The organism is Saltatorellus ferox (assembly GCA_007751475.1).
Classification (GTDB): Bacteria; Planctomycetota; UBA1135; order UBA1135.
This window is the reverse complement of the sequence record CP036434.1, coordinates 5,458,243-5,479,053: the sequence shown is the minus strand read 5'-3', so window position 1 is coordinate 5,479,053 and position 20,811 is coordinate 5,458,243. Positions and strand designations below refer to the sequence as shown.

Annotated in this window: 16 protein-coding genes; 11 read left to right on the top strand and 5 right to left on the bottom strand. The window is 68.1% G+C overall.

From position 1 onward, the window contains the following. Positions 1-34: 34 nt before the first annotated feature. Genes Poly30_RS19690 through Poly30_RS19680 form a run of 3 tightly spaced genes read left to right on the top strand, consistent with a single transcriptional unit; the run spans position 35 to position 2,274 of the window. Positions 35-1,153 carry a DnaJ domain-containing protein gene (locus tag Poly30_RS19690; RefSeq protein ID WP_145201209.1) on the top strand — a complete coding sequence of 373 codons (1,119 nt, stop codon included), beginning with the start codon at positions 35-37 and terminating at the stop codon, positions 1,151-1,153. Further along, complete coding sequence (locus Poly30_RS19685) at positions 1,150-1,395, top strand: hypothetical protein (RefSeq protein WP_145201206.1); 246 nt, start codon at positions 1,150-1,152, stop codon at positions 1,393-1,395. Before Poly30_RS19690 ends, Poly30_RS19685 begins: the two co-directional genes overlap by 4 nt. A gap of 48 nt (positions 1,396-1,443) precedes the next feature. After that, positions 1,444-2,274, top strand: a complete 831-nt coding sequence (locus Poly30_RS19680; protein ID WP_145201203.1) for an NAD-dependent epimerase/dehydratase family protein — start codon at positions 1,444-1,446, stop codon at positions 2,272-2,274. Between the two features lie 83 nt (positions 2,275-2,357). Here the strand turns inward: Poly30_RS19680 and Poly30_RS19675 are convergent, their stop codons facing one another. From Poly30_RS19675 to Poly30_RS19660, 4 genes are read right to left on the bottom strand one after another with little or no spacing between them, the layout of a single operon-like run. After that, positions 2,358-4,976, bottom strand: a complete 2,619-nt coding sequence (locus Poly30_RS19675; protein ID WP_145201200.1) for a DUF1963 domain-containing protein — start codon at positions 4,974-4,976, stop codon at positions 2,358-2,360. 56 nt (positions 4,977-5,032) lie between these two features. After that, positions 5,033-6,847, bottom strand: a complete 1,815-nt coding sequence (locus tag Poly30_RS19670) for an ABC transporter ATP-binding protein (RefSeq protein WP_145201197.1) — start codon at positions 6,845-6,847, stop codon at positions 5,033-5,035. Then, positions 6,844-8,643 (bottom strand): ABC transporter ATP-binding protein, encoded by a 1,800-nt coding sequence (locus tag Poly30_RS19665; RefSeq protein WP_419190400.1) that lies wholly within the window; start codon positions 8,641-8,643, stop codon positions 6,844-6,846. Before Poly30_RS19665 ends, Poly30_RS19670 begins: the two co-directional genes overlap by 4 nt. A 10-nt stretch (positions 8,644-8,653) precedes the next feature. Further along, on the bottom strand, positions 8,654-10,090 hold the full coding sequence (locus Poly30_RS19660) for a PA domain-containing protein (protein ID WP_145201191.1): 1,437 nt from the start codon (positions 10,088-10,090) through the stop codon (positions 8,654-8,656). A 44-nt stretch (positions 10,091-10,134) separates the two neighbouring features. Here Poly30_RS19660 and Poly30_RS19655 point away from each other — a divergent pair, with 44 nt between their 5' ends. Then, entirely contained in the window at positions 10,135-11,169 is a 1,035-nt protein-coding gene (locus tag Poly30_RS19655; protein WP_145201188.1) for an HAD family hydrolase, read from the top strand. 3 nt (positions 11,170-11,172) lie between these two features. Here Poly30_RS19655 and Poly30_RS19650 read toward each other — a convergent pair whose 3' ends face one another. Continuing rightward, on the bottom strand, positions 11,173-12,093 hold the full coding sequence (locus Poly30_RS19650) for a hypothetical protein (protein ID WP_145201185.1): 921 nt from the start codon (positions 12,091-12,093) through the stop codon (positions 11,173-11,175). Between the two features lie 161 nt (positions 12,094-12,254). Between Poly30_RS19650 and Poly30_RS19645 the strand changes: the two genes are divergently transcribed. The 7 genes from Poly30_RS19645 (at position 12,255) to Poly30_RS19615 (ending at position 20,790) form a co-directional block, all read left to right on the top strand. Next, positions 12,255-13,769, top strand: a complete 1,515-nt coding sequence (locus Poly30_RS19645) for an acetyl-CoA carboxylase biotin carboxylase subunit (protein ID WP_145201183.1) — start codon at positions 12,255-12,257, stop codon at positions 13,767-13,769. A 23-nt stretch (positions 13,770-13,792) separates the two neighbouring features. After that, positions 13,793-14,308, top strand: a complete 516-nt coding sequence (locus tag Poly30_RS19640) for an acyl-CoA carboxylase biotin carboxyl carrier protein subunit (protein WP_419190399.1) — start codon at positions 13,793-13,795, stop codon at positions 14,306-14,308. A gap of 117 nt (positions 14,309-14,425) precedes the next feature. Further along, positions 14,426-15,682 carry a hypothetical protein gene (locus Poly30_RS19635; RefSeq protein WP_145201180.1) on the top strand — a complete coding sequence of 419 codons (1,257 nt, stop codon included), beginning with the start codon at positions 14,426-14,428 and terminating at the stop codon, positions 15,680-15,682. 104 nt (positions 15,683-15,786) lie between these two features. Then, complete coding sequence (locus Poly30_RS19630; RefSeq protein ID WP_145201177.1) at positions 15,787-17,841, top strand: LVIVD repeat-containing protein; 2,055 nt, start codon at positions 15,787-15,789, stop codon at positions 17,839-17,841. Continuing rightward, a complete protein-coding gene (locus tag Poly30_RS19625) occupies positions 17,841-18,977 on the top strand; it encodes a YncE family protein (protein ID WP_145201174.1) in 1,137 nt (378 codons plus the stop codon). The genes Poly30_RS19630 and Poly30_RS19625 overlap by 1 nt, the downstream gene beginning before the upstream one ends. A 2-nt stretch (positions 18,978-18,979) precedes the next feature. Next, a complete protein-coding gene (locus Poly30_RS19620) occupies positions 18,980-20,446 on the top strand; it encodes a peroxiredoxin family protein (RefSeq protein ID WP_419190398.1) in 1,467 nt (488 codons plus the stop codon). After that, on the top strand, positions 20,431-20,790 hold the full coding sequence (locus Poly30_RS19615; RefSeq protein ID WP_145201168.1) for a hypothetical protein: 360 nt from the start codon (positions 20,431-20,433) through the stop codon (positions 20,788-20,790). The genes Poly30_RS19620 and Poly30_RS19615 overlap by 16 nt, the downstream gene beginning before the upstream one ends. The last annotated feature ends 21 nt before the right edge of the window (positions 20,791-20,811 follow it).

Here is a 20,811-nt window from a genome sequence, read left to right as displayed (position 1 = left end):
CTTCACGGGGCCCGAGTCATCATGCTCGTGTCTCATGAAGTTCCAGGACTACTACGAGGTCCTCGGGGTTCCACGCGAAGCCTCCGACAAGGACATCAAGAAGGCTTACCGCAAGCTGGCCCTCAAGTGGCATCCCGATCAACACGGCGGTGACGCGGATGGCGGAGCCGACGCGGAGAGTCGGTTCAAGTCGATCAGCGAGGCCTACGAGGTCCTGAGCGATGCCGAAAAGCGTGCGCGCTACGACCGATTCGGGGAGCACTGGGAGCACGGACAGGAGTTCCGGCCTGGGAGCTCCGGAGCGCAGGGCTCCGGATTCGGCGGAGCCCGCCGCGGCTCGCAGGGTGGCCCCCAGGGAAGCCAGGGCCCTTCGATGAGCCGAGAGGAGTTCGAAGCCGCCTTCGGTAGCGGTGGCGGCTTCTCGGACTTCTTCCAGAGCATGTTCGGTGACCAGGTGCGCCGGGACTTCGCCGGTCAAGCGGGCGGCCACGCTCGCTACAGGCACCGCGGCGCAGACGTGCGTGCGGAGCTGCACCTGCCGATAGGCGAGGCGCTCCAGGGCGGGAAGCGGAGCTTCACGGTGCCCACGCGCCAGAGCTGTCCGACCTGCGGAGGCGTGGGCTTCCTCCAGGAGCACGTCTGTCCGTCGTGCGGCGGCGTCGGCGTGGTCCATCGGGAGCGCGAGATCGACCTGCGCATCCCGAGCGAGCTTCGCGACGGCATGACGCTGCGATTGAAGGGTCTCGGGGAACCTGGCGCCGAAGGCGGGGAAGCGGGCGACCTGCACCTGGTGCTGAAGCTCCAGGACGACGAAGGCTATCGACTGGTCGCTGGCAAGCTCGAGGCGGTGGTCCCGATCGCGCCGTGGGAGGCGGTCTCCGGCGCCAAGGTCGACGTGCGAACGGCGAAGGGCGTCGTCACGATCACGGTTCCGCCGAACTCGCGCGGTGGAACGAAGCTGCGCCTGCGCGGCCAGGGACTCGCGAACAAGGACAAGGGCACGGACGAGATGATGGCGGTCCTGGAGATTGCGCTTCCAACGGAGCTCAGCGATCGTCAAAGGGAGCTGCTCACGGAACTTGCGCAGCTGAGGACAGCGACTCCAGAGCAGCGAGTGAACGGTGGCGCGCGGGTCCAGGGAGAGACGGCATGAGTCAACCGATCGAGATCGACGGCGTGGTGTACCTGGAGCTGGAAGCGGTGGCCGAGGTGTTCCGGGTCGAGTCGGTGGTGCTGCGCGAGGCCTACGTGTCGGGGCTGCTCGGGCCCGGCGTCGAGGGCGATCAGCGAGTGCTGATCGCGACGACGTTGCTGGACCGCGTGGCGACGATCGTGAGGATGCGAGTGGTGCTGGAGCTCGACCTCGAAACGGTCGAGCTCATGCTGGAGAGATAGCCATCGAGCACCTTCGGCGAGCCGCAGGCCGCCCTTTGGACTCCTATCATGCGAATTCTCATCGTCGGGTGCGGACGGCTCGGAAGCGCTGCCGCCGAGCAGCTGGTGGCCGATGGGCATGGGGTCTTCGGCCTGCGCCGAAGCCAGCGCCCGCTCCCGGACGGCGTCATCGCGCTCCGCGGCGACGTGGCCGCTGGTCGTTTCGATCTGCCGAAGAGGCTCGACGCCGTCATTTACAGCGTGGCTGCTTCCACGCGCACGGACGAGGGGTATCGCCTCGCCTACGTGGTCGGACTCGAGAACGTGCTGGAAGCCCTCAAGCGTGACTCGTCGAATGCGCGCGTCCTCTTCGTCTCGTCCACCGGGGTCTACGGCCACGGCGACGGATCCGAGGTCGACGAGTCGACGATCCCTGCGCCGATGCACTTCACCGGCATCAGGATGCTGGAGGCCGAGGCTGTGGCCAAGGCCAGCCCGTTCGAGGCCTGTGCCTTGCGGCTCTCGGGTCTGTACGGCCCGAGCCGCCGCGTGCTCCTCGATCGCGTACGAGCCGGCGAAGCCACGTACCCGGCTTCGGCAGAAGGCTGGATGAACCAGCTCCACGAAGAAGACGCAGCCCGCGCATTGGTGCATGTCCTAGGAACTTCTGCGCTGCCGGAGACTCTTTGCGTGAGCGACACCCGGCCTTCCCCGCGAGCGGAGGTGCTGACCTGGCTCGCGGAGCGCCTCGGGGCCCCCAGGCCAAGGGCCATGGATACGACTGGCCCGGCGTCCACGAAGCGCGTTCGCTCGACGGCGCTGGTCGACACTGGATTCCGCTTCCGGTACCCGACGTACGTGGAGGGCTATAGCTCGTTCCTGCCGCTCGAATCTTCCTGACCGAGGAGTCTGCGCCGCAGAAGGCGGTGCTCGCGGAATCGAAGGCTGGCGCGGTGGTTCCTGGAGTTCCCCTGGATGTGGCCTCAGCTGCTCTCCAGCGTGCAGAAGACGCCGGAGAAGTCGCCGCGGGCAAGGTCGCTCTTGTGGGCGACCACGAGCAGGTCGCCCGCGTCGCCCCACTGGAAGTCGCCTCGGGAACCGAGGTTCAGGAGCACGATCCAATCCTCGGGGTTGCCTCGCCGTGCCAGCGAAGCCTGGTGCTCGGGATCTTCGTTCTGGGTGAACGCGTAGGCGTTGATGCAGTGGTCGGGACGGGGCTCCGGGCCCAGGGTTTCCCGGAGAGCGTCGGTCGCACCGTCGAGGAAGTCGCGGACCTCGTCGCTCTCCTCGGCCAGCGCCGCGGCCGGGCCTCGGAAGAGATGCGGATTCGAGCGCGCGCCGTAGAACTCCGGCGCGCTCGCCACCAGGGTCGCCGTGGCGCGGAAGGCCGCGTAGGCGCCGTCCGGCATCTCCGAGTATTCGTCAGGGTCGATGTGAAGGTGCTGGCCGCTGACCAGGTCTTCCAGCGGCCCATCGTGGTGAATCACCTTCACGGGGTCGTTCTTGCCATCGCCGTAGACGTCGTGAACGGTCGTCAGGAAGAAGTACAGGATCCCCGTGCGCGGGAGGTAGTCCTGCAGGTCCGCGATGGCATCCAGTCGAATCTGGGCGAGGAACTCGTACGCGTGATCGAACGGGTGCCCCTCGTAATCCTTGCCGGAGAACCGTGGATAGGGGATCGATGGGGGCAGGTCGGGCATCCCGCCGAAGCGGTGCCCGCCGACGGCGGCGTAGTCCTCGGGACCCACCTGGTGGAAGCCGACGGCTCGTTTGATGAGGTACCGCAGCGCATCCGCAAAGGGCGCGAGGTTCGGGTATTCGAGGGCCCTGTCGACGCGGGCGCGAAGCTCGAGCGAGCCGCGCGCGAAGTAGGCCGCGTCGTCCCACTCGACCACTCCGGCGCCGCCCGCGCCGCGGTAGTCGTAGTCGAGCAAGCGCCGCTTGTCCGCGCTGGAGAGCCCCACCTTGAGGTCCTCGCGGTTGAACTCTTCGGGGAGGGACTCGAAGTCGTTTCCGCTGAGCTGAAGTTGCTGGAGCGCAGGGATGAGCGCGAGGTTCGCGGGGAGGGTGCGGAGGCCACAGCGCTCCAGCGAGATCTTACGGATCGCAGGCAGGTCGATGGACTCGGGCCAAGCGGCGAGCGGATTGCCATCGAGGCTGAGGTTCGCCAGCTTCGGCAGCGACCAGACGCTGTCGGGAACCCTCCGCAGCTCGCAGTCGTCGAGGGACAGGAACGTGAGGTTCTCGAGCGTCCCGATGGCTTCGGGCAGGGCGTCGATGTAGAAACCTTCGAGGTGGAGCCTCTCCAGTCGGGTCCATGCGGCGAGGGCGTCCAGGCTGCCGATGCCCGCGGGCTCCTCCCGCTGGCATCGCACCGTCAGCGTTTCCAGCTGCGTGCACTGAAGGAGCTTCGCGGGGAACGTGTTGCCCTGGAGGAAGACCTGCCGCACGACGTCCGGAGGAGCCGCTTCGATCTCTTCCACCGTCGTGAACTGGTAGCCTGACCAGTCGACGGTGCTCTCGTCGAAGCGCCGAGCGATATCGACCTCGAAGTCGAGGCTCGGCTCGTAGGGACACCCGAGGCGCCCACGCACGTGAATCCAGCCGTCCTGGATGCCGATCTGCCCGTCGAAGTGCAGCCGGTAGTCCAGCCCGTCCGTCCGAAGGTTGGAGTATGGAGCCGCGCAGCGATCGTCTTTCACCGCGAACGTGCCCGCGGCCTTGCCGCCCTGTCGATAGACGCCCCGCACGTGGAAGGAGAGGCTCACTTCGCCGTGGTCTCCGTACTCGCTGAGGAGCTTCTTCTCCTGGGCGAGCTTCGGCGTCGCCAGCCGCGCGACGAGCTTGAAGCCGAACTCCTTGGAGAACCTGGCCACGCCGACGCTCGTCTCGGGCTCGACGAAGGTGCCCTCGAAGCCGCCGAGGCGGAAGTGGCTCTCGCCGTTCGCCGGGGCCTCGAAGGGGAGCTCTGCCGCCCCCTCTTCGGAAGCGGCGGCGACTCCTGGCGCAGCGCTCGAATCGGCCTCGCCGATGAGAGCCTCCATGCGATCGAAGGCCGCGTCGAAGACCGCGTTCTGCTCGGCCAGCGCGGCCGCTCGATCGCCAAAGAACTCGGCGCTCCGAAGCGCTTGCCAGAAGAGCGGCTCGAAGCGCTCGGCTTCAGCCATGCGACAATCGCAGGAGAACTCCTGCATCGTTCCATCCTCGAAGTCGACGTTGACGAAGAGGTGGAACAGCTCCTCCTTGGGCGCCCCGGGGATCGCGCCAGCGACTTCCACAGAGGAGTACGCGCGGCGCACGCGCGCCTCGAACCCGCCCAGCCGGACCTGTGAATCTTCGTGCCGCTGGATGCCCTGGCGCTTCATCCGAAAGTACGCGTCGAGCAGATCCCAGTAGCGCTCATCCGGGGTCGCGCCTGCCCGCACGCGGTCGGCGAACTCGTCCTCGAGATCCTTCAGCTCGCTGAGCGCGAAGTTCAGAATCGGCGGCTGGCCCTGGCCGGGTCTCCGCGGCACCCAGAAGCTGCCGGTCTCGAAGGTGGTCTGGAGGCTGGTGAAAACCGGATCGACGGTGATCCGAAGGGTCTTCTTCTCGAGGTGCATGGCGGTAATCTCGCATCTTGCGTGGGGGACCGCCACTCCGCAGCGCCCACGCGCGGTCATGCAGCGCCCGTGAACTGCAGCGCGTGCAGCTTCGCGTACAGGCCGTCCTGGGCCAGCAGCTCGGCGTGGGTTCCTCGCTCTCGAATCTCGCCCCTCGCCATCACCAGGATCTCGTCCGCGTCGCGGATGGTGGAGAGGCGGTGGGCGATCACCAGGGCGCTTCGGCCGGCCAGGAGCCGCGCCGTCGCTCGCTCGATCTTGTGCTCCGTCGCGCTATCCACGGCGGCCGTGGCTTCGTCCAGGATCACCAGGTCCGGGTTCGCCGCCAGCGCACGCGCCATCGCCAGGAGCTGCCGCTCGCCGGTCGAGAACGTCGAGCCGCGTTCCGCCACCTCCGCGTCGAGCCCGCCGTCCATCCGCTCCACGAGGTCGAGGGCCTGCGCGGCTTCCAGAGCGGTCTCCAGGGAGCCTTCGGTCACGCCCTCTCGCTCCATCACGAGGTTGTCCCGGACCGTTCCTGCGAACAGGAAGTCCTCCTGGAGCACCAGCCCGAATCGGGAACGCATGCTTTCGAGGTCCACCTCGCGCACGTCTTCGCCGTCGAGCAGGATCCGGCCAGAGCTCACGTCGTAGTAGCGCAGCAGGAGGTTGACGAGCGTCGACTTGCCCGCGCCCGTCGCTCCGACGACGGCCACCGTCTTCCCGGGCGGGATCTCGAACGACACGCCCTTCAGGACCGGCGTGTCCTTCACGTACCGGAAGTGCACGTCCTCGAACACGACGTGGGGCGAGGTTCCGGCGGCCGCGATCGCACGAGGCCGGGCCGGGGAAACCACTTCGGGCTTCGTGTCCAGCACCTGGAAGACGCGCTCCGCCGAGGCGAACGCGCTCTGGAGGATATTGTAGCGCTCGCCCAGCTCGCGGATGGGCCGCACCAGCATGTTGAGCAGCAGCCAGAACTGCACGAACTCGCCGTAGGTCAGGTTCACGTCGACGATCGCGCGGACGCCCGCCCAGAGCGCGGCGCCCTGGATGATGTAGACCGCGAACGACATCGCCGGGAAGAACAGCGCGAAGAGGAAGATCGTCTTCTTGTTCGCGATGAAGTACTCCCTGAGGGCCTCGTCGAAGCGCTGGCCCACGCGCTCCTCGCGCCGGAAGACCTGGACCACGCGGATGCCGTTCAGGACCTCCTGGAGGTAGCCGTTCAGCTTCGCGAGCCGCGCGCGGACCTCGCGGTGGGCGCGGCGGGCCCCGCCGCGGAAGGAAAGGCTGACCGCGATCAGGATCGGCGTCGTCGCCACGGTGATCAGCGCCAGCTTCACGTTGATCGTGAAGAGGATCGCGAGCACCACCACGACCTTGATCAGATCGAACAGGAGCACGATCACCCCCGACGTGAACATCTCCGAGAGGTTCTCGATGTCCGTCGTGACCCGGGTCACGAGGGAGCCCGTCGGGCGCTTGTCGAAGAAGCCGAGGTCGAGGCGCTGGATGTGCCGGAACACGGCCGAACGCAGGTCGTGCACGATCGCCTGTCCCGTCTTCGTGAGCGTCGCGGTCTCGAAGTAGCGGAGGACCGTCGTGAACACGATGAGGGCGAGGTAGCCGCCGACCCAGAGATACAGCTCGGAGAGATAGGGCGATTTGTCCGCCTGTCCCGCCGCGTCCTTGATGGGGCCGTCGATCGCGCCGCGCCAGATCCGCGTGCCGAGGAGCTCGCCCGCAAAGAGCAGCAGGAGCACCGCGAAGCTCGCGAAGAACAGCGGCTTGTGGGGGCGCACGTAGCGGAAGAGCCGCTTGAACAGCGAGCTGTCCCAGGCCTTCGTGGCGACCAGCTCCGAGTGGTCGATGTCGTCGGCCGAACTCACGCCTGCCTCCCGGCCGACGCGTTCGCCGCCTCGGCCACTTCGCGCTCGATCGACTGCGCGAGCGATTCCGTGCGCTGTTGCTGCTCCCAGGTGTCCGCGTACCAGCCGGGCCGCGACCGCAGTTCTTCGTGGGTGCCGATCGTCTCGACGCCGCCTTCGGCGGTGAGAACGAGGATCTTGTGGGCGCGCTGTACGGTCGTGAGGCGGTGCGCGGCGACGAGGACCGTCCGGCCGTGGCCGGCGGCCTGCAGGCTACCGAGCAGCTGTCGCTCCGTCTCGGTATCGACCGCCGAAAGGCAGTCGTCCAGCACGAGGATCTTCGGGTTCCGCGCGAGCGCCCGCGCGATGCACGTGCGCTGCCGCTGGCCGCCCGAAAGCGTCACGCCGCGCTCGCCGACGAGCGTCTTCTTGCCCTCGCTGAACTCCGCGACCTCGTCTTTCATCGCCACGCGCTCGATCAATCGATCGATCTCCTCGTCGCTGATCTCACCGTCCGCACCGAATCGAATGTTCTCGTCGTACGCCTCGCTGAAGAGGAACGAGTCCTGGGGCACGTAGCCGAGCGACCCGCGCAGCGTGTCGAGCGGTAGATCCCGGACCGAATGATCGTCCACGAGGACGTGCCCCGAGTCCGCCTCGAAGAGCCGCCCGACGAGGTTCAGCAGCGTCGACTTGCCCGACCCCGTCGGCCCGACGATCCCGAGCGTTTCTCCGGCCGCGATCTGCACGCTGATCCCCGAGAGCGCCGGACGTGTCCCGCGCTCGTAGGTGAAGGAGACGTTCTCGAACGCGACGGATCCCTCGATCTCGCTCACGTCGAGCTTCAGGTCACCGTCCTGGATCGAGTTCTCCTCGTCCAGGAGCTCCTCGATCCGCTCGCCGCTCGCGACGGCACGGGGCAGCATCCCGAGGATCCATCCGATCGCGATGAGTGGCCAGAACACCTTGAGCGTCAGGTCGATGAACTTGAAGAGATCGCCGACAGGCAGCGTTCGATCGACGGCCGCGATCCCGCCGACCGCGAGGATGACCGCGAACGTCGTGTCGAAGGAGCCGTGGATCGCCGCGTTCGTGAGCCCGCGAGCGTTCCCGAGTTCGATCTGGTTGTTCCGGTTCTCCGCGCTCGTCACCTCGAAGAGCCGCGCCTGCTGATCCTCGCGAGAGTAGCCCTTGACGATGCGGATGCCGCCGAAGTTCTCCTGAGCCCGGTGACTGATGCCCGCGATCGACTCCTGGACGGCGGTCGACTGGCGATGCAGTCGGCCCGAGAGCAGCTTCATCGTGAAGCCCATGGCGAACATGGGGAGCACCATCAGCACCGCGAGCAGCGGCTGGATCGTGAACAGGATCGCGAGGCTGATCGGCACGATGATGAGCGCGCCGAGCGTGTACATGATGCCTGGCCCGAGGACCATGCGGACGGCCTCGACGTCGCTCGTGAGCCTCGACACGACGTCTCCCGAACGGCTCCGGTCGTGGAACGAGAACGGAAGCGAGGTGAGCTTCTTGAACAGCTCGTTCTTCAGGTCGACCTCGACCCGGCGCGACACGACGACGATCAGCCAGCGCTGGTAGAAGCGCATGACGCAGTGACCGACGGCGTAGACCGCCATCCACAGGAGCACCGTCTGGATCCACTCGGCATCCGTCGCGTCCTTGGCGCGATCCAGCGAATTTCCGACGAGCAGGGTGATCCCCACGTCCGCGAGCTGAGCCAGCGGGATCGAGAGGAGACCCAGGAGCAGCGGCGCCTTGTAGAGAAGGAACCGCCGGAAGAAGCGAAGGAGGATGGCCAAAACGTGGGGATCAGAGGGGGCGCCGCAGGGTGTCCGCGGCTTCGTCGATACGGCGGGCGATCTCGGCCCAGCCAGCGTCTTCGAAGGGCAGGGCGCCCTGGATGTCGAGGAGTCGGGTCTCGTAGCCGACGAATCGGGCGGCTGCATCCATGCGGCTGCTCCATTCTTCGTCCAGCGCCGTGCGGAGGGCGTCGAAGGACCCGTAGCTCGACGGAATCAGGGTCGTGCGGAAGGCCGGGGTCGGCCTCCAGGTCTCGAGGGTCGGATCGGAGGCGCTGGGGGCGGAGGGAAGGCTGGCCGGCGCGAGGAGCGCGGGCCGGTCCGAGACGGCGAAGGGGCCGAAGACGATGTGGAAGGCCCCATCGGACTCGAATTCGGGCGCCGAGGAACGGCGCAGGGCCAGGGCGTCTCGATCCAGATGATGCACGAGCGCGAGGACCTCGGCGGTCAGCTCGAACGCGCCCCCGAGCGGCCGCTCGCAGAGGTCGCCCAGCGAAACGAGGCGCTCGACCGTCGGACCCTTCTTGTCTGGTTCCAGGGGCACGACCAGTTCGGGCACCTGGTCGAGGAGGACGAGCGGGCACTCGACCGTGATGGAGGCTTCCACGGGACCCGGGCCGAGACGGAGCGGGGTCGCCTTTCCGTCCTCGCCGCGCACCCGTTTGGTGCGCAGGCGCTTCACGATGGCCTCGGCTTCGACGCCGCGGATCGGCGCCACGGGCAAGGGCAGGGGGTCCCGCTGGATCGTGTTCTCCTCGACGAAACCGAGGGCCGTCTCCTTCACGGGGGCCCCTTCGCTGGCGGGGGCCCCTTCGCTGGCGGGGGCCGGTGCGATGAGCAGGCCCGCGGCTCCCGCAGCAGCGGCCCTCTGCGCGATCTCCCGCACGGAGGTGACGCGCGCGCCCGGGGCGAGCTCCATCGTCGCCAGCACGATCGCGCCCTTCAGGTCCAGTCCGACCCCCTCGACCCGGCCGAAGTCGTCCTCGAGCCCGCCGCCGACGTGGATCACGGCGCCGCGCACGTCCGCGCTCTCGGGGTTGTGGTCGTAGGCCATGGGCCTTGGCATCGTCGGCAGCGCCTTCGGATCCCAGCGCTCCCGGAGCCCGGCGAAGGCTTCGCTCTGGCTCCCGTCCTCGAAGAGCAGTACGTCCGATCGCAGCGGGATCGCGCGTCCGCTCTTGCGAAGGCCGCGACGGGTCTCGACACCCGCCCGCCGCAGCGTGTCCTCCACGACGTCGAGCGCTCGATCGTAGCCGGGCGTTCCGATGATCCGCGGCTCCCGTGAGAGCTCGATCATGAGGCGCTCGCCGAACTTCGCGTCCAGTGATCTCGGCGTGGCTGCGACGGCGTCACCCTGGACCGGTGGAACCACGTCGGCGGCCGGGGCAGGGAAATCACCTTGGGGGAAGAATCCCAGTGCTGCGAGGGCCAGGGCGGAAAGTGTCATGGGCCCGAGTCTACTGACCTGGATGTCTCCACTAACATGCGCGCGTGAGTTCCTTTGCCTTCGATGCGGTCATCTTCGATCTGGATGGCACGCTGGTCGCCACCGAGCGCTACTGGCCGGATGCTGCCCGCGCGGCCGCGCTGGCCTTCTCCCGTGACTTCGGGCTCCAGCGGGAGGTGCCCGGCACGGCCGAGTGGCTCCAGATGGTGGGTCGGCCCATGGACGAGGCCTTCGCGGAGGCTTTCCCGGCGCTGGATGCCGAGCGGCTCGGGATCCTGATGGCGGCCTGCGCGAAGGCCGAGAAGGAGCAGCTCGCGCGCCGCGAGGGCGCGGCGCTGCCCTTCGCCGAGCAGCTCCTCGATGGACTGCGCCAGCGCGGCGTGCGCGTGGGAGTCGCCTCGAACTGCGGCTTCGACTACCTGAACACGATGATGGACGGCGTCGGGCTGGGTCGCTGGGTGGAGGAGGCGCGCTGCCTCCGGAGCCCCGGGGTCCGGACGAAGGCAGACATGGTCGCGGACATTCTCCAGCACTTCGACACCCGCAGCGCGGTGATGGTGGGGGATCGGCGCGGCGACCGCGATGCGGCCTGGGAGAACGGCCTGCCGTTCGTGCACATCCCGCGCGGTTACGGCGGGCTGCACGAACAGGTCGCAGCGGAGGCGACCCTCGATGGACTCGACCAGCTGCTGCCTCGCCTGGGGGCCCGCGACGCGAGCGTGTCGGGGATCCTGGAGCGTTTCGCAGACGCCTCGAAGCTCGGCGTGCTCGGGCTTCCGCTGGCGGGCAAGACGCTTCTGGCGAGGGATCTTCAGCGAGCGGCGCGCGCGGCGGGTCGTTCCCTCGAGGTCCTGGATGATCCGTCGGAGGCCGATCTCTCTCTCTGCGACGCGCTCGTCGCGATCACGGCCAGCGAAGAGGTGCTCGTGCGGCGGGCGCGCGGACTGCGGCTCGGCGTCGGCCCTGTCGAAAGGCTGATGGAGCGTCTGCCGTCCGCGCGTGCGCGCCTCCTGGGAATGAAGCACGCACTTCGGATTGACGGCGACAATCCGCTCGATCTCGCGATCGAACGGGGCTGACCGTCAGTCCTTCCGCGCCGATAGGATCCGCAGCCTGCAAATCTCTCGCAAGAAGGGTGACGCGATCTCGGTTTCCAGATCCGCGACGGCCTGCGTCCCGCGCTCCCATGCGGCGAGCGCGGCTTGCTCCTGGTCGTTGACCCAGTAAGCGTCCCCGAGGAAGAGCAGGTTGAGGGGGATGGGGGCGACCTCGACGGCGCGCTCCAGCGCTTCGACGCCCGCCTTCTTGTCCTTGTAGGGCCAGGGGGCTCGGGAAGCGAAGCGCCCCTTGAGACGCAGCGGCGACGCCCCTTCGAACTCCGGATGACTCTCCGCGATCGCCTTGATGCGCTTCGGAAGCGTGGTGGTCGCGCCGTTCGTGAGCGCCTGCAGCGGACCCATCGACCAGAGGCTCAGGCCGATGCCGAGCGTCGTGAAGAGTTCGGCCGCGGGGTCGTCGGGTCGAAGTTCCGACGCGCGCTCGGCCAGGTCGCGGGACTCCTTCGCCAGCGAGCGAACCTCGCCCTTCAGGTCCGAAGACACGTCGTCTTCGGCGTCGATCAGCGTCGACGTCGTCGGCAGGTCGTTCGGGTCGAATCTCAGAGCCACATCGGTCTGGATCCGAAGGTCGGCGTTGAAGATGAGCGCCCTGGACGCCTCCATCAGCGCCTCGTAGGAAGCACCCCCGGCCTGGGCAGCGGGGAGCAGTTCGCGGCATCGGGTGTCGAGCGCCTCGATGCGAGCGGTGGCCTCACGTCTGAGTTCCTCGCGCGTGAACTCGGTGGGTTCGAGGACGGGCGTTCGGTCGGGCAGGATCGAGCTCTCCGCTGGCGCGGATCCCGGCTCCTCGGACGTGGCCGGCGGGCCCTGGATGACGCCCTCGACGTCCGGGGTCGAGACGCAGGAAGCGGCGAGAAGGAGAGCGGCGGTGAGGGGAATTCTCATGGTGTTCGGGAGCGGATGGTGCTCACGGACGGGTTCGCGCGAGCCCCTGGTCCCGATGCAGCGGGTGGTCGCAGGCCCATATCGCCCCGTTCCCGGTGGCGCGACGGGGGTCCAGACATGAGAATCTCTTCGCGCCCCCGAGACGCCATCCCATCACGCCCATGTTCAAAAGAATCCTGATCGCGAACCGCGGAGAGATTGCACTCCGCGTCATTCGGACCGCCCGAGAGATGGGCATCGAGTGCGTTGCCGTCTATTCCGAGGTCGACGCGCGAGCGCTGCACACCCGGATGGCCCACGTGGCGGTGCCCCTCGGCGGGAAGCTCCCGTCGGAGAGCTACCTCGACATGAACAAGGTGATCCAGGCGGCCAAGGACACGGGCGCCGAGGCGATTCACCCGGGCTACGGCTTCCTCTCCGAGAACGCCGAGTTCGCGCGCCGCGTGGTCGACGCCGGGCTCGCCTGGATCGGTCCGCCGCCGAGCGCGATCGAGACGATGGGGGACAAGATCATCTCCCGCCGCGCGATGCGCGAGGCCGGCGTGCCGTGCGTGCCCGGGCTCGTCGATCCGGTGGCCGATGTCGAAGAGGCCGTGAAGGAAGCCGAGGCGATCGGCTATCCGATCGCGATCAAGGCGGCGGCCGGCGGCGGCGGCAAGGGCATCCGCGTCGTGCGCGAGCCCTCCGAGATGAAGTCCGCGTTCCGCGCGGCCTCCGGCGAGGCCGTCGCGTCCTTCGGCGACGGGCGCCTCTACCTGGAGCGCTACCTCGACCGCCCGCGGCACATCGAGGTCCAGGTGATGTTCGACAGCCACGGCAACGGCGTGCACTTCTTCGAGCGTGAGTGCTCGATCCAGCGCCGCCACCAGAAGCTCGTCGAGGAAGCGCCGTCGTCGATCATCGACGAGGAGACGCGGGCGCGCATGGGCGAGGTCGCGATCCAGGCCGGCAAGGCCGTGGGCTACTGCGGCGCGGGCACGGTCGAGTTCCTGTGGTCGGGCGGCGAGTTCTTCTTCCTGGAGATGAACACGCGCCTCCAGGTCGAGCATCCGATCACCGAGATGATTACGGGCGTCGATCTCGTGCGCGAGCAGCTGCGCGTGGCGGCGGGAGAGGAGCTCGGCTACGGCCAGGACGCGCTCTCCATCAACGGTCACTCCATCGAGGTCCGGATCAACGCGGAGAACCCGTTCAACGGCTTCCTGCCCTCGACCGGCACGCTGCACAACCTGCGCGCCCCGGGCGGCCCGTGGGTGCGCCTCGACACGGCGATGTACCGCGGCCTGGAGGTCGGGCTCCAGTACGACCCGATGCTGGGCAAGCTGATCGTCTGGGGCGCGAACCGCGAGCAGGCGATCGAGCGCATGATCCGCGCGATCCAGGAGATGAACGTCGGCGGCGTCCACACGGGCCTGCCTGCGGCGCTCCAGGTGCTGGAGCACGAGGCGTTCCGCAAGGGCGATATCGATACGCACTTCCTGGAGAGCCTGACGATCACGTCCCCGGAGAAGTACGAGGCCCTGGCCGCCGTGGCGGCCGCGATCTACCGCCACAAGCTCGCGAAGCGCCGCGCGCTCGCGCCCGCCGACGCGGCCCGCACGGGCTGGACGGCCCGGGCGCGCGGCGAGACCGCTGCGTACGTGAAGCGCGCGGGCCACAGCACCTCTTTCTCCTGATCTTCCAAGCCGACTCCTGAACCATGAAGACATTCGTACAGATCGGAGAGACCACCCACCAGGTCGAGGTCACCGAGCGCCTCGGAGAGCTCCAGGTCCTCCTGAACGGAGAGCCCTGTGAACTCGAATACAACGAGGCCGACAACCTCGGGCAGATCATCCTGATGCACGGCGGCAAGAGCTACGCCATGTCGATGGAGGGAACGCCCCACGACATCTCGGTGACGCTCGCGGGCTACCGCTACGACTGCGAGCTGGAGGACGAGCGCGAGCGCGCGGCGAACCTCGCGGCGAAGGCGGCGAACAAGGGCGGCGGCGTTCTCAAGGCCGTGATGCCCGGGGTCGTGGTCGAACTGCTCGTGGCCGAGGGCGATGAGGTAACGGAAGGCCAGCCGCTCCTGATCCTCGAAGCCATGAAGATGCAGAACGAGATCCCGGCCGGCGGCGATGGAATCGTGAAGGCGATCCACGCGTCGGCGGGCACCGCGGTGGCGGCCGGCGACAAGCTGATCACGCTGGCGGCGAAGGAAGACGCGTAGACCCATCGGGTCGGTTGGCGAAAGGCAGATTCTCACAGGCCTCAGTCCCGCAGGCGCCTTCGGGCTCCCGCTCTGTGGATCTTTGCAGGATCGGGCAGGTTGCGTAGACTCAAAGAGATGCGATATCGGACCTTCCTGCTCGGCGCTGCGCTCGCGCTCCTTTCGATTTTCTGGCTCTGGACTTCTGCCCCGACGGAGGATCGGAGTCTGGGACCTGCGCCCGTGGGTGTCGGCGTCGCCGCTTCCCCGGGCCCGAAGGCGCCTGGCGTGGGGCTCTCCGAAGAGGTTAGCGTGCCGGCGAAAGCGGTCCCCGGTTCAGCGGCAGTCGATGCGGAGGGTCCACTGCCAGCCACCCTGCGAGAGACGGCAGGCGACGGTCTCGGTCGCCTTCTGTTGACCTTTGAGGCCATGCCCCCGGGATTCTCTCCCAAGGATCGTCCGCTGGGGCGAGTCCGCCTGACCAGTGTGGACACGAAAGGCCTCGTCGACCTGAAGACCCTTCGCGGCTCGGGAGGGGTGGAGTTCGATCGTCTCGAGGCAGGGTCTTATCTGGTCGATGCCGATGAGCGGGCCAGCTTTCGGTTCCCGACCCTTCCCGTCGAGATCGTGGAAGGGCAGACGGTCGAGCGCGAGATCGTCGCGGAGTTCCGGAGGCCGGTGGAGTTCCGGGTCCGTGCATCCCTGGCTTCGTCCGGTGACCCGGGAAGCGAGTCGCCGGTGGACGGGAGCTGTGAGATCTTTGCCCTTCCGGAGTCAGCGGACGATCGCGAACGCGTGCGCAGGAAGTCCAGCCGTTCCACTCGAATGGGCCGAGATGTCAGCATCGAGCTGGAGGTCTTCTCCGGACCGATCACCTGGGAAGGGCGGTATCGCGGCAAGCGCGGGCGTCCGGTGGTCCCCGCCTTGAGCGCCCAGGTCGAGGTCCTCGTCCCTGAGCCCGGTCCCGACTCGGAGCGGGCCACGTTCTCCGGTTTCGTCCCGGAGACGATCGACGTGGCCCTTCGGTTCGGTGGGCGCTCCTCCGCGGTGGCAGTGAAAGGGGTCATCGGGAATGACCGCCACGAGCGGAGCGGCGGCATCGAGGTCGTCGGGTCGTCGGTTTCCGGGGAGGATTTCGCCGAGGTCCTCGCGATCCGCGAGGACGGCGGATTCTTCTTCCAGGCCGAACTCGATCGGCTGTCCGGGCCCCAGGTCTACCTGCGCTCGAAGGGGCATCAAGATCTACTCGGGCCGTTCGTGCTGGGCCCCGGCGCGAACGATCTGGGCGAGCTTCGGTTCTCGAGCCGCCTGACGCAGGCGGAAGAGAACGAGCGGATGGAGGAGCTGGAGGACGTCCGAGCGCGAGGGAGGAATTCCCGATACTTCCGGCGCTGAGGCCGGGGCAACGCGATTCGAACGTGGATCTTGGCTGCCCGGGCCTGACGGCGTGCCGGAGAGAACTATGCTGGGAAGACCCCAGTTCCCTCCGGTACACCACCATGCAAGCTCTTCACTGTCTCTTGGCCGGCTTCGGGCTCTTCGTCCCGATCGCTGCATCGAACGCGTCGCCCACGGCCTTCCAGGAGGCCAGCAAGCTCGAGTCCCAGGAAGCGGAGCCGACCCGCACGCTTCAGGTCGAACCTTCGGAGCTCACCCTCGAGGTGGGGGAGAGCGCGAAGATCAGCGCGCAGGCGCTCGGCGCGGACGGTTCGCCCGAGGACGCCGAGCTCATGTTCTTCTCGCGCAGCCGGCGGGAACTCACCGTCGGACGCGAGGACGGCGTCGTCACGGGCCTCAAGCCCGGGACCTACGAGGTCATCATTCGCGAGCGCAGGAACGAGGCCGGCGAGAACCAGGAGGGGCGGGCAGGCGTGAACGCCCGGCTCAGCGGCACGGTCCAGGTGACGGTGAAGGCGCTACCGCTGGAACGGATCGAGATGATCGTTCCCGCAGCGGGGCTCTGGGCGGGGACCTCCGCGATGTTCGAGGCCATGGGCGTCGACGCCGAGGGCGGGATCCGCGAGGAACTCCGGCCGAGCTGGACGTCCAGCGACCCCGCGGTCGCGAGCTTCGATTCCTACGGCGAGCTGACGCTCCACGCCCCTGGCACGTTCACGGCCACGGTCGAGGCGGAGGGCAAGACGGCCCGGCGGGAACTGACCGTCGAGGCCAATCCGATCGAGCGGATCGAGATCGTGTCCGACCTCGCGGCGCCCCGCACGGGCGACGTCATTCACCTGGAGATCAGCGCCTACGACGCGGCCGGTGCCCTGGTGCCAGCCGTTCCGGTCGACGTGTCCTTTCGCGCGCGCACCGACGACACGCTCGGCGCGGGCGCGAGCGGCCAGATCGAGCCGATCCCCGGCGCGCCGCGCGGCTGGCGCTTCGTGGCCGAGCAGCCCGGGCGCTACACCTTCGTGGCGACCTCCGGCGATACGGTCGGTCGTACGACGGTGGCTGCGACTGCGCGCGACGTGCAAGGCAAGTTCACTTTCGTCGGCCATGCGCCGGTCCGCGATACGCACACCTCGGACCTCTGGGTCTGGGAAGGCACGGACGGCCGCGACTACGCGGTCACAGGCACCTGGGGCGCGAACGGCGACGCCCACTTCTGGGACGTCACGGACCCCGCGAACATGGTGCGCATCGCGACGGTCAACATCGACGCGCGGACGGTCAACGACGTGAAGGTCTCGGCGGACGGCAAGACCTGCGTCCTCTCGCGCGAGGGCGCGTCGAACCGCAAGAACGGCATCGTCATCGTGGACGTGACCGACCCGCGCAACCCCGAGGTTCGCTCGGGGTTCGACGATGAGCTCACGGGCGGCGTGCACAACGTGTTCATCGACGATGGGAAGGTCTACGCGCTCTCGGCGGGGGCGCGCTACGACGCGATCGACATCTCGGACCCGGTCGCGCCGACGCGCGTGGGCTCCTACAAGGTCGACGCGCCGAGCCCCTCGATCCACGACGTCTGGGTCGAGGACGGGCTCGCGTACTCCTCGAACTGGTCCGACGGTGTGCACATCGTCGACGTCGGCAACGGCATGGCGGGCGGCTCGCCGTCGAACCCCGTGAAGGTCTCCAGCTACGCGTATCCGAGCGGCTGGAACCACGCGGCGTTCCCGTTCCGTCAGGAGTCGGGGCGCTTCTACGTGGCGGCCGGCGACGAGGCGTTCCCGCTGGGGCTCAACCTCACCGGGAAGCCGACCTACCCGCGCGGCTGGATCCACTTCATCGATTTCACGGACCTGGAGAACCCGCGGGAGAACGCGCGCTACCAGGTGCCCGAGGCCGGGACGCACAATATCTGGGTCGACGGCGACGTGATGTACGTCGCGTACTACAACGCGGGCCTGCGGGCGGTGGACGTGTCCGGCGAGCTGATGGGCAACCTCTATGACCAGGGCCGAGAGATCGCGTGGTACCTGCCCGATGATCCCGAAGGCTACATCTCGAACGCGCCGATGGCGTGGGGGCCGCAGCCGCACAAGGGACACGTGTTCTTCTCGGACTGGAACTCCGGCCTCTGGGCCATGAAGCTGGAGCGCTGATGCTGGCGCTCTGGATCGGAATCGCGGCGGCGCTGGCTGCCCCCCAGGAAGCCGCTGTGGAGTCAGCCGTTCACGAGCGCCTGCTCGTCGCGGCGGAGTCCTCGGACCAGGTCTTCGAGCTCAGCTTCGACGGAGAGGACCTCGTCATCGAGCACGTTCTCGAGGTCGGCTACCAGGCGACCGAGATCGAAGGCCCGCACGGGCTCACCGTCGCGCCGGACGGTCGCCACTGGTATCTGTCGATGGCCCACGGCAAGCCGAACGGCCTGCTCTACAAGTACGAGACCGGCACGAATCGGCTCGTGGGGGAGGCGGAGCTCGGGCTCTTCCCCGCGACGATGCAGATCTCGCCCGACACAGGCTTTCTCTACTGCGTGAACTTCGACCTGCACGGCGATATGACGCCGAGCAGCGTTTCGGTCGTTGACGTGGAGGGCATGGTGGAGATCGATCAAATCGTGACGGGTTCGATGCCCCACGGGTCGCGCCTTTCGCCGGACGGCTCGCGGCACTTTTCGTGCGCGATGATGAGCGACGAGCTGATCGAGGTGGATGCGGTCACCATGGAGGTGGCCCGCCGTCTCTTGTTGACGGACGGCACCGAACTCCCGACCGGAGGCGCCGGTCATGCCATGGAGACGGGCGAGGGCGGGGAGGAAGTGGCGCCCGCGCGCGCGGCCGTTTCGAAGCCGACCTGGGTCCAGCCCCATCCGACTCGCCGCGTCGCCTACGTGGCGCTCAACGGCGCGCACCAGGTGGTCGAGGTCGACCTCGACACCTGGACGATCGCGCGCCGCTTTCCCACCGGGCGCGCGCCGTACAACCTGGACGTCACGGCGGACGGCGAGCGGCTCGTCATCACCTACAAGGGTGCGCAGTCCGTTGGCGTGATCGACCTGGCATCCGGCGAGGAGGTCGCGCGGATCCCGACGAGCCGCCGGATCCCGCACGGGGTCGTCCTGACGCCGGACTCATCTTTCGCGTTCATCACGTGCGAGGACAAGGGCGCGACGCCCGGCTCGGTCGACGCGATCGACCTCCGTTCGCTGAAGCGCGTCTCGTCCGTCGACGTCGGTTTGCAGGCCGGCGGGATCGCTCTGTTCCCGCGCTCGGCGCGGCCTTACTTCGAACGATGATCATGTGCCGAACCCTGCTGCTGACGGCCCTGCTGCTGCTGACCGCGCACCCGCTCCTCGCGGGCGGTGATGAACCCCCGGAAGTCGTCTTCCTGGAGGGGCCGCGGATGGCGGCACCGCTCGGAAAGGGACCTGATCGGATCGATCTTCCGATCTCGCTCGCGCCGGGCGCCGACAAGGGGCAGGCGTACTTCGACCAGGGCCTCACGCAGTGGTACGGCGGCTGGCCGACCGAGGCCGCGCGCTCGTTCCAGACGATCTTGATCGACGATCCCGACTGCGCGATGGCGTACTGGGGGCTGGCGCTGGCGAACGAGGATTGGCCGACGCGGGCCGCGTGGTTCGCGCGGGCGGCCTGGCTGAAGAAGGGGCTCGCGGCTCCGCTGGAGCGGCGCCTCATCGACGCGCTGGCGAAGTTCCACGGCGTCGATGGGCCGACGGAGCCAGAGGGCCTGGCCGAGCCGTGGAACCCTGCACCCGGGGAGGATCGGCTGACGCCGCTGCGGCTCTCCGAGCAGCCGGAGCCCGCGGCGAAGGCCGTCCATGACCTCAGCGGCGCCTTCTCGCGGATCCTGGAGGAGCATCCGTCGGCCTCCGAGGTTCGTGCGCTTCGGCTCGCGCTCGTCGCCAGCAAGGTTCCCGAGGTGCGCGCCCATCCCGAGGTCGTCGAGGAGGAGTTCCAGAGCTTCTTCCAGGCGGAGCCCCATCATCCCATTCACGCTCGCCGCATGAAGTTCTGGCTGGGAACGGGCCAGGGGAAGAAGGCCGTGTCGTCGGCCGAAGTCGTCGGTCAGTCGAATCCCGACGTCGGCAAGGCGTGGTTCCTCGCCGCCGAGGTGTTCCTGGCGGCGGGACGCAAGGAAGACGCGCTGAAGTGCGTCCAAGAGGGCCGTTTCATCACCTTCGAGCACTCCCGGGCCACCTGGCAGCAGCCGAGCGCCTGGATGGACCCCCGTGACCTCGAGCTGCTCGCGGACGAGCCGGGACACGTCTTCTGGAAGCCGCTCCAGGCCCCGGACTGGTCGCTCACCGACGCGTATGGCAAGACGCACTCGCTGAAGGACTACCGGGGCAAGCCGCTGCTCGTCGTGGACTTCCTCGGCTTCGGCTGCGTTCACTGCCTGGAGCAGCTGCGCGCGATCGAGCCCCTCGCGGATCGCTTTGCCGAGGCGGGCATCGCGATCGTCGCGATCGGCCTCCAGTCGCCGAAGGAGCTGCGCGTGTCCCTCGGCGATGACCCCGCCGCCACCGGCTACTCCTTCCCGATCCTGTGCGATCCGAAGCTGACCCAGTTCAGGGCCTACGGCGCGTACGACGACTTCACGGAGACGGAGCTCCACGGCACGTACCTCCTGGACGCCGAGGGCGGCGTGCGCTGGGTCGACATCAGTCACCTGCCGTACATGGAGATCGAAGCGCTCCTCGAGGATACGGGCCGTCTGCTCGGGCCGGCGTGGAAGCTGCGCTGAGCGCGCGGGTCATGGCGAAGCGCGGCGACGTCTACGATCTCCTGGCACAGATCCGGGAGCGCCCGGCGATGTTCCTCGAGGACCATTCCCTGGTCGAGCTGGAGAAGATGCTCCAGGGGTACGAGGCGTGCCTCTGGGCCCACGATCTCGAAGAGGATCCCGAGGGCACGCCCTTCCACACGGCGGTGTTCAGCGACTGGCTCGCCGAGACGGAGGGCTGGGCCACGGACTGCGGCTTCGCCCACGCTTTCCTGCACGAAGCGGGGGACCCGAAGGCGGCCTTCGCGCGCTTCTTCGAACTCCTGGATCGCTACCGGTTCCAGGACGTCGACGGGGCGTCCTGAACTCCGGTCCTCGCCTTCGGG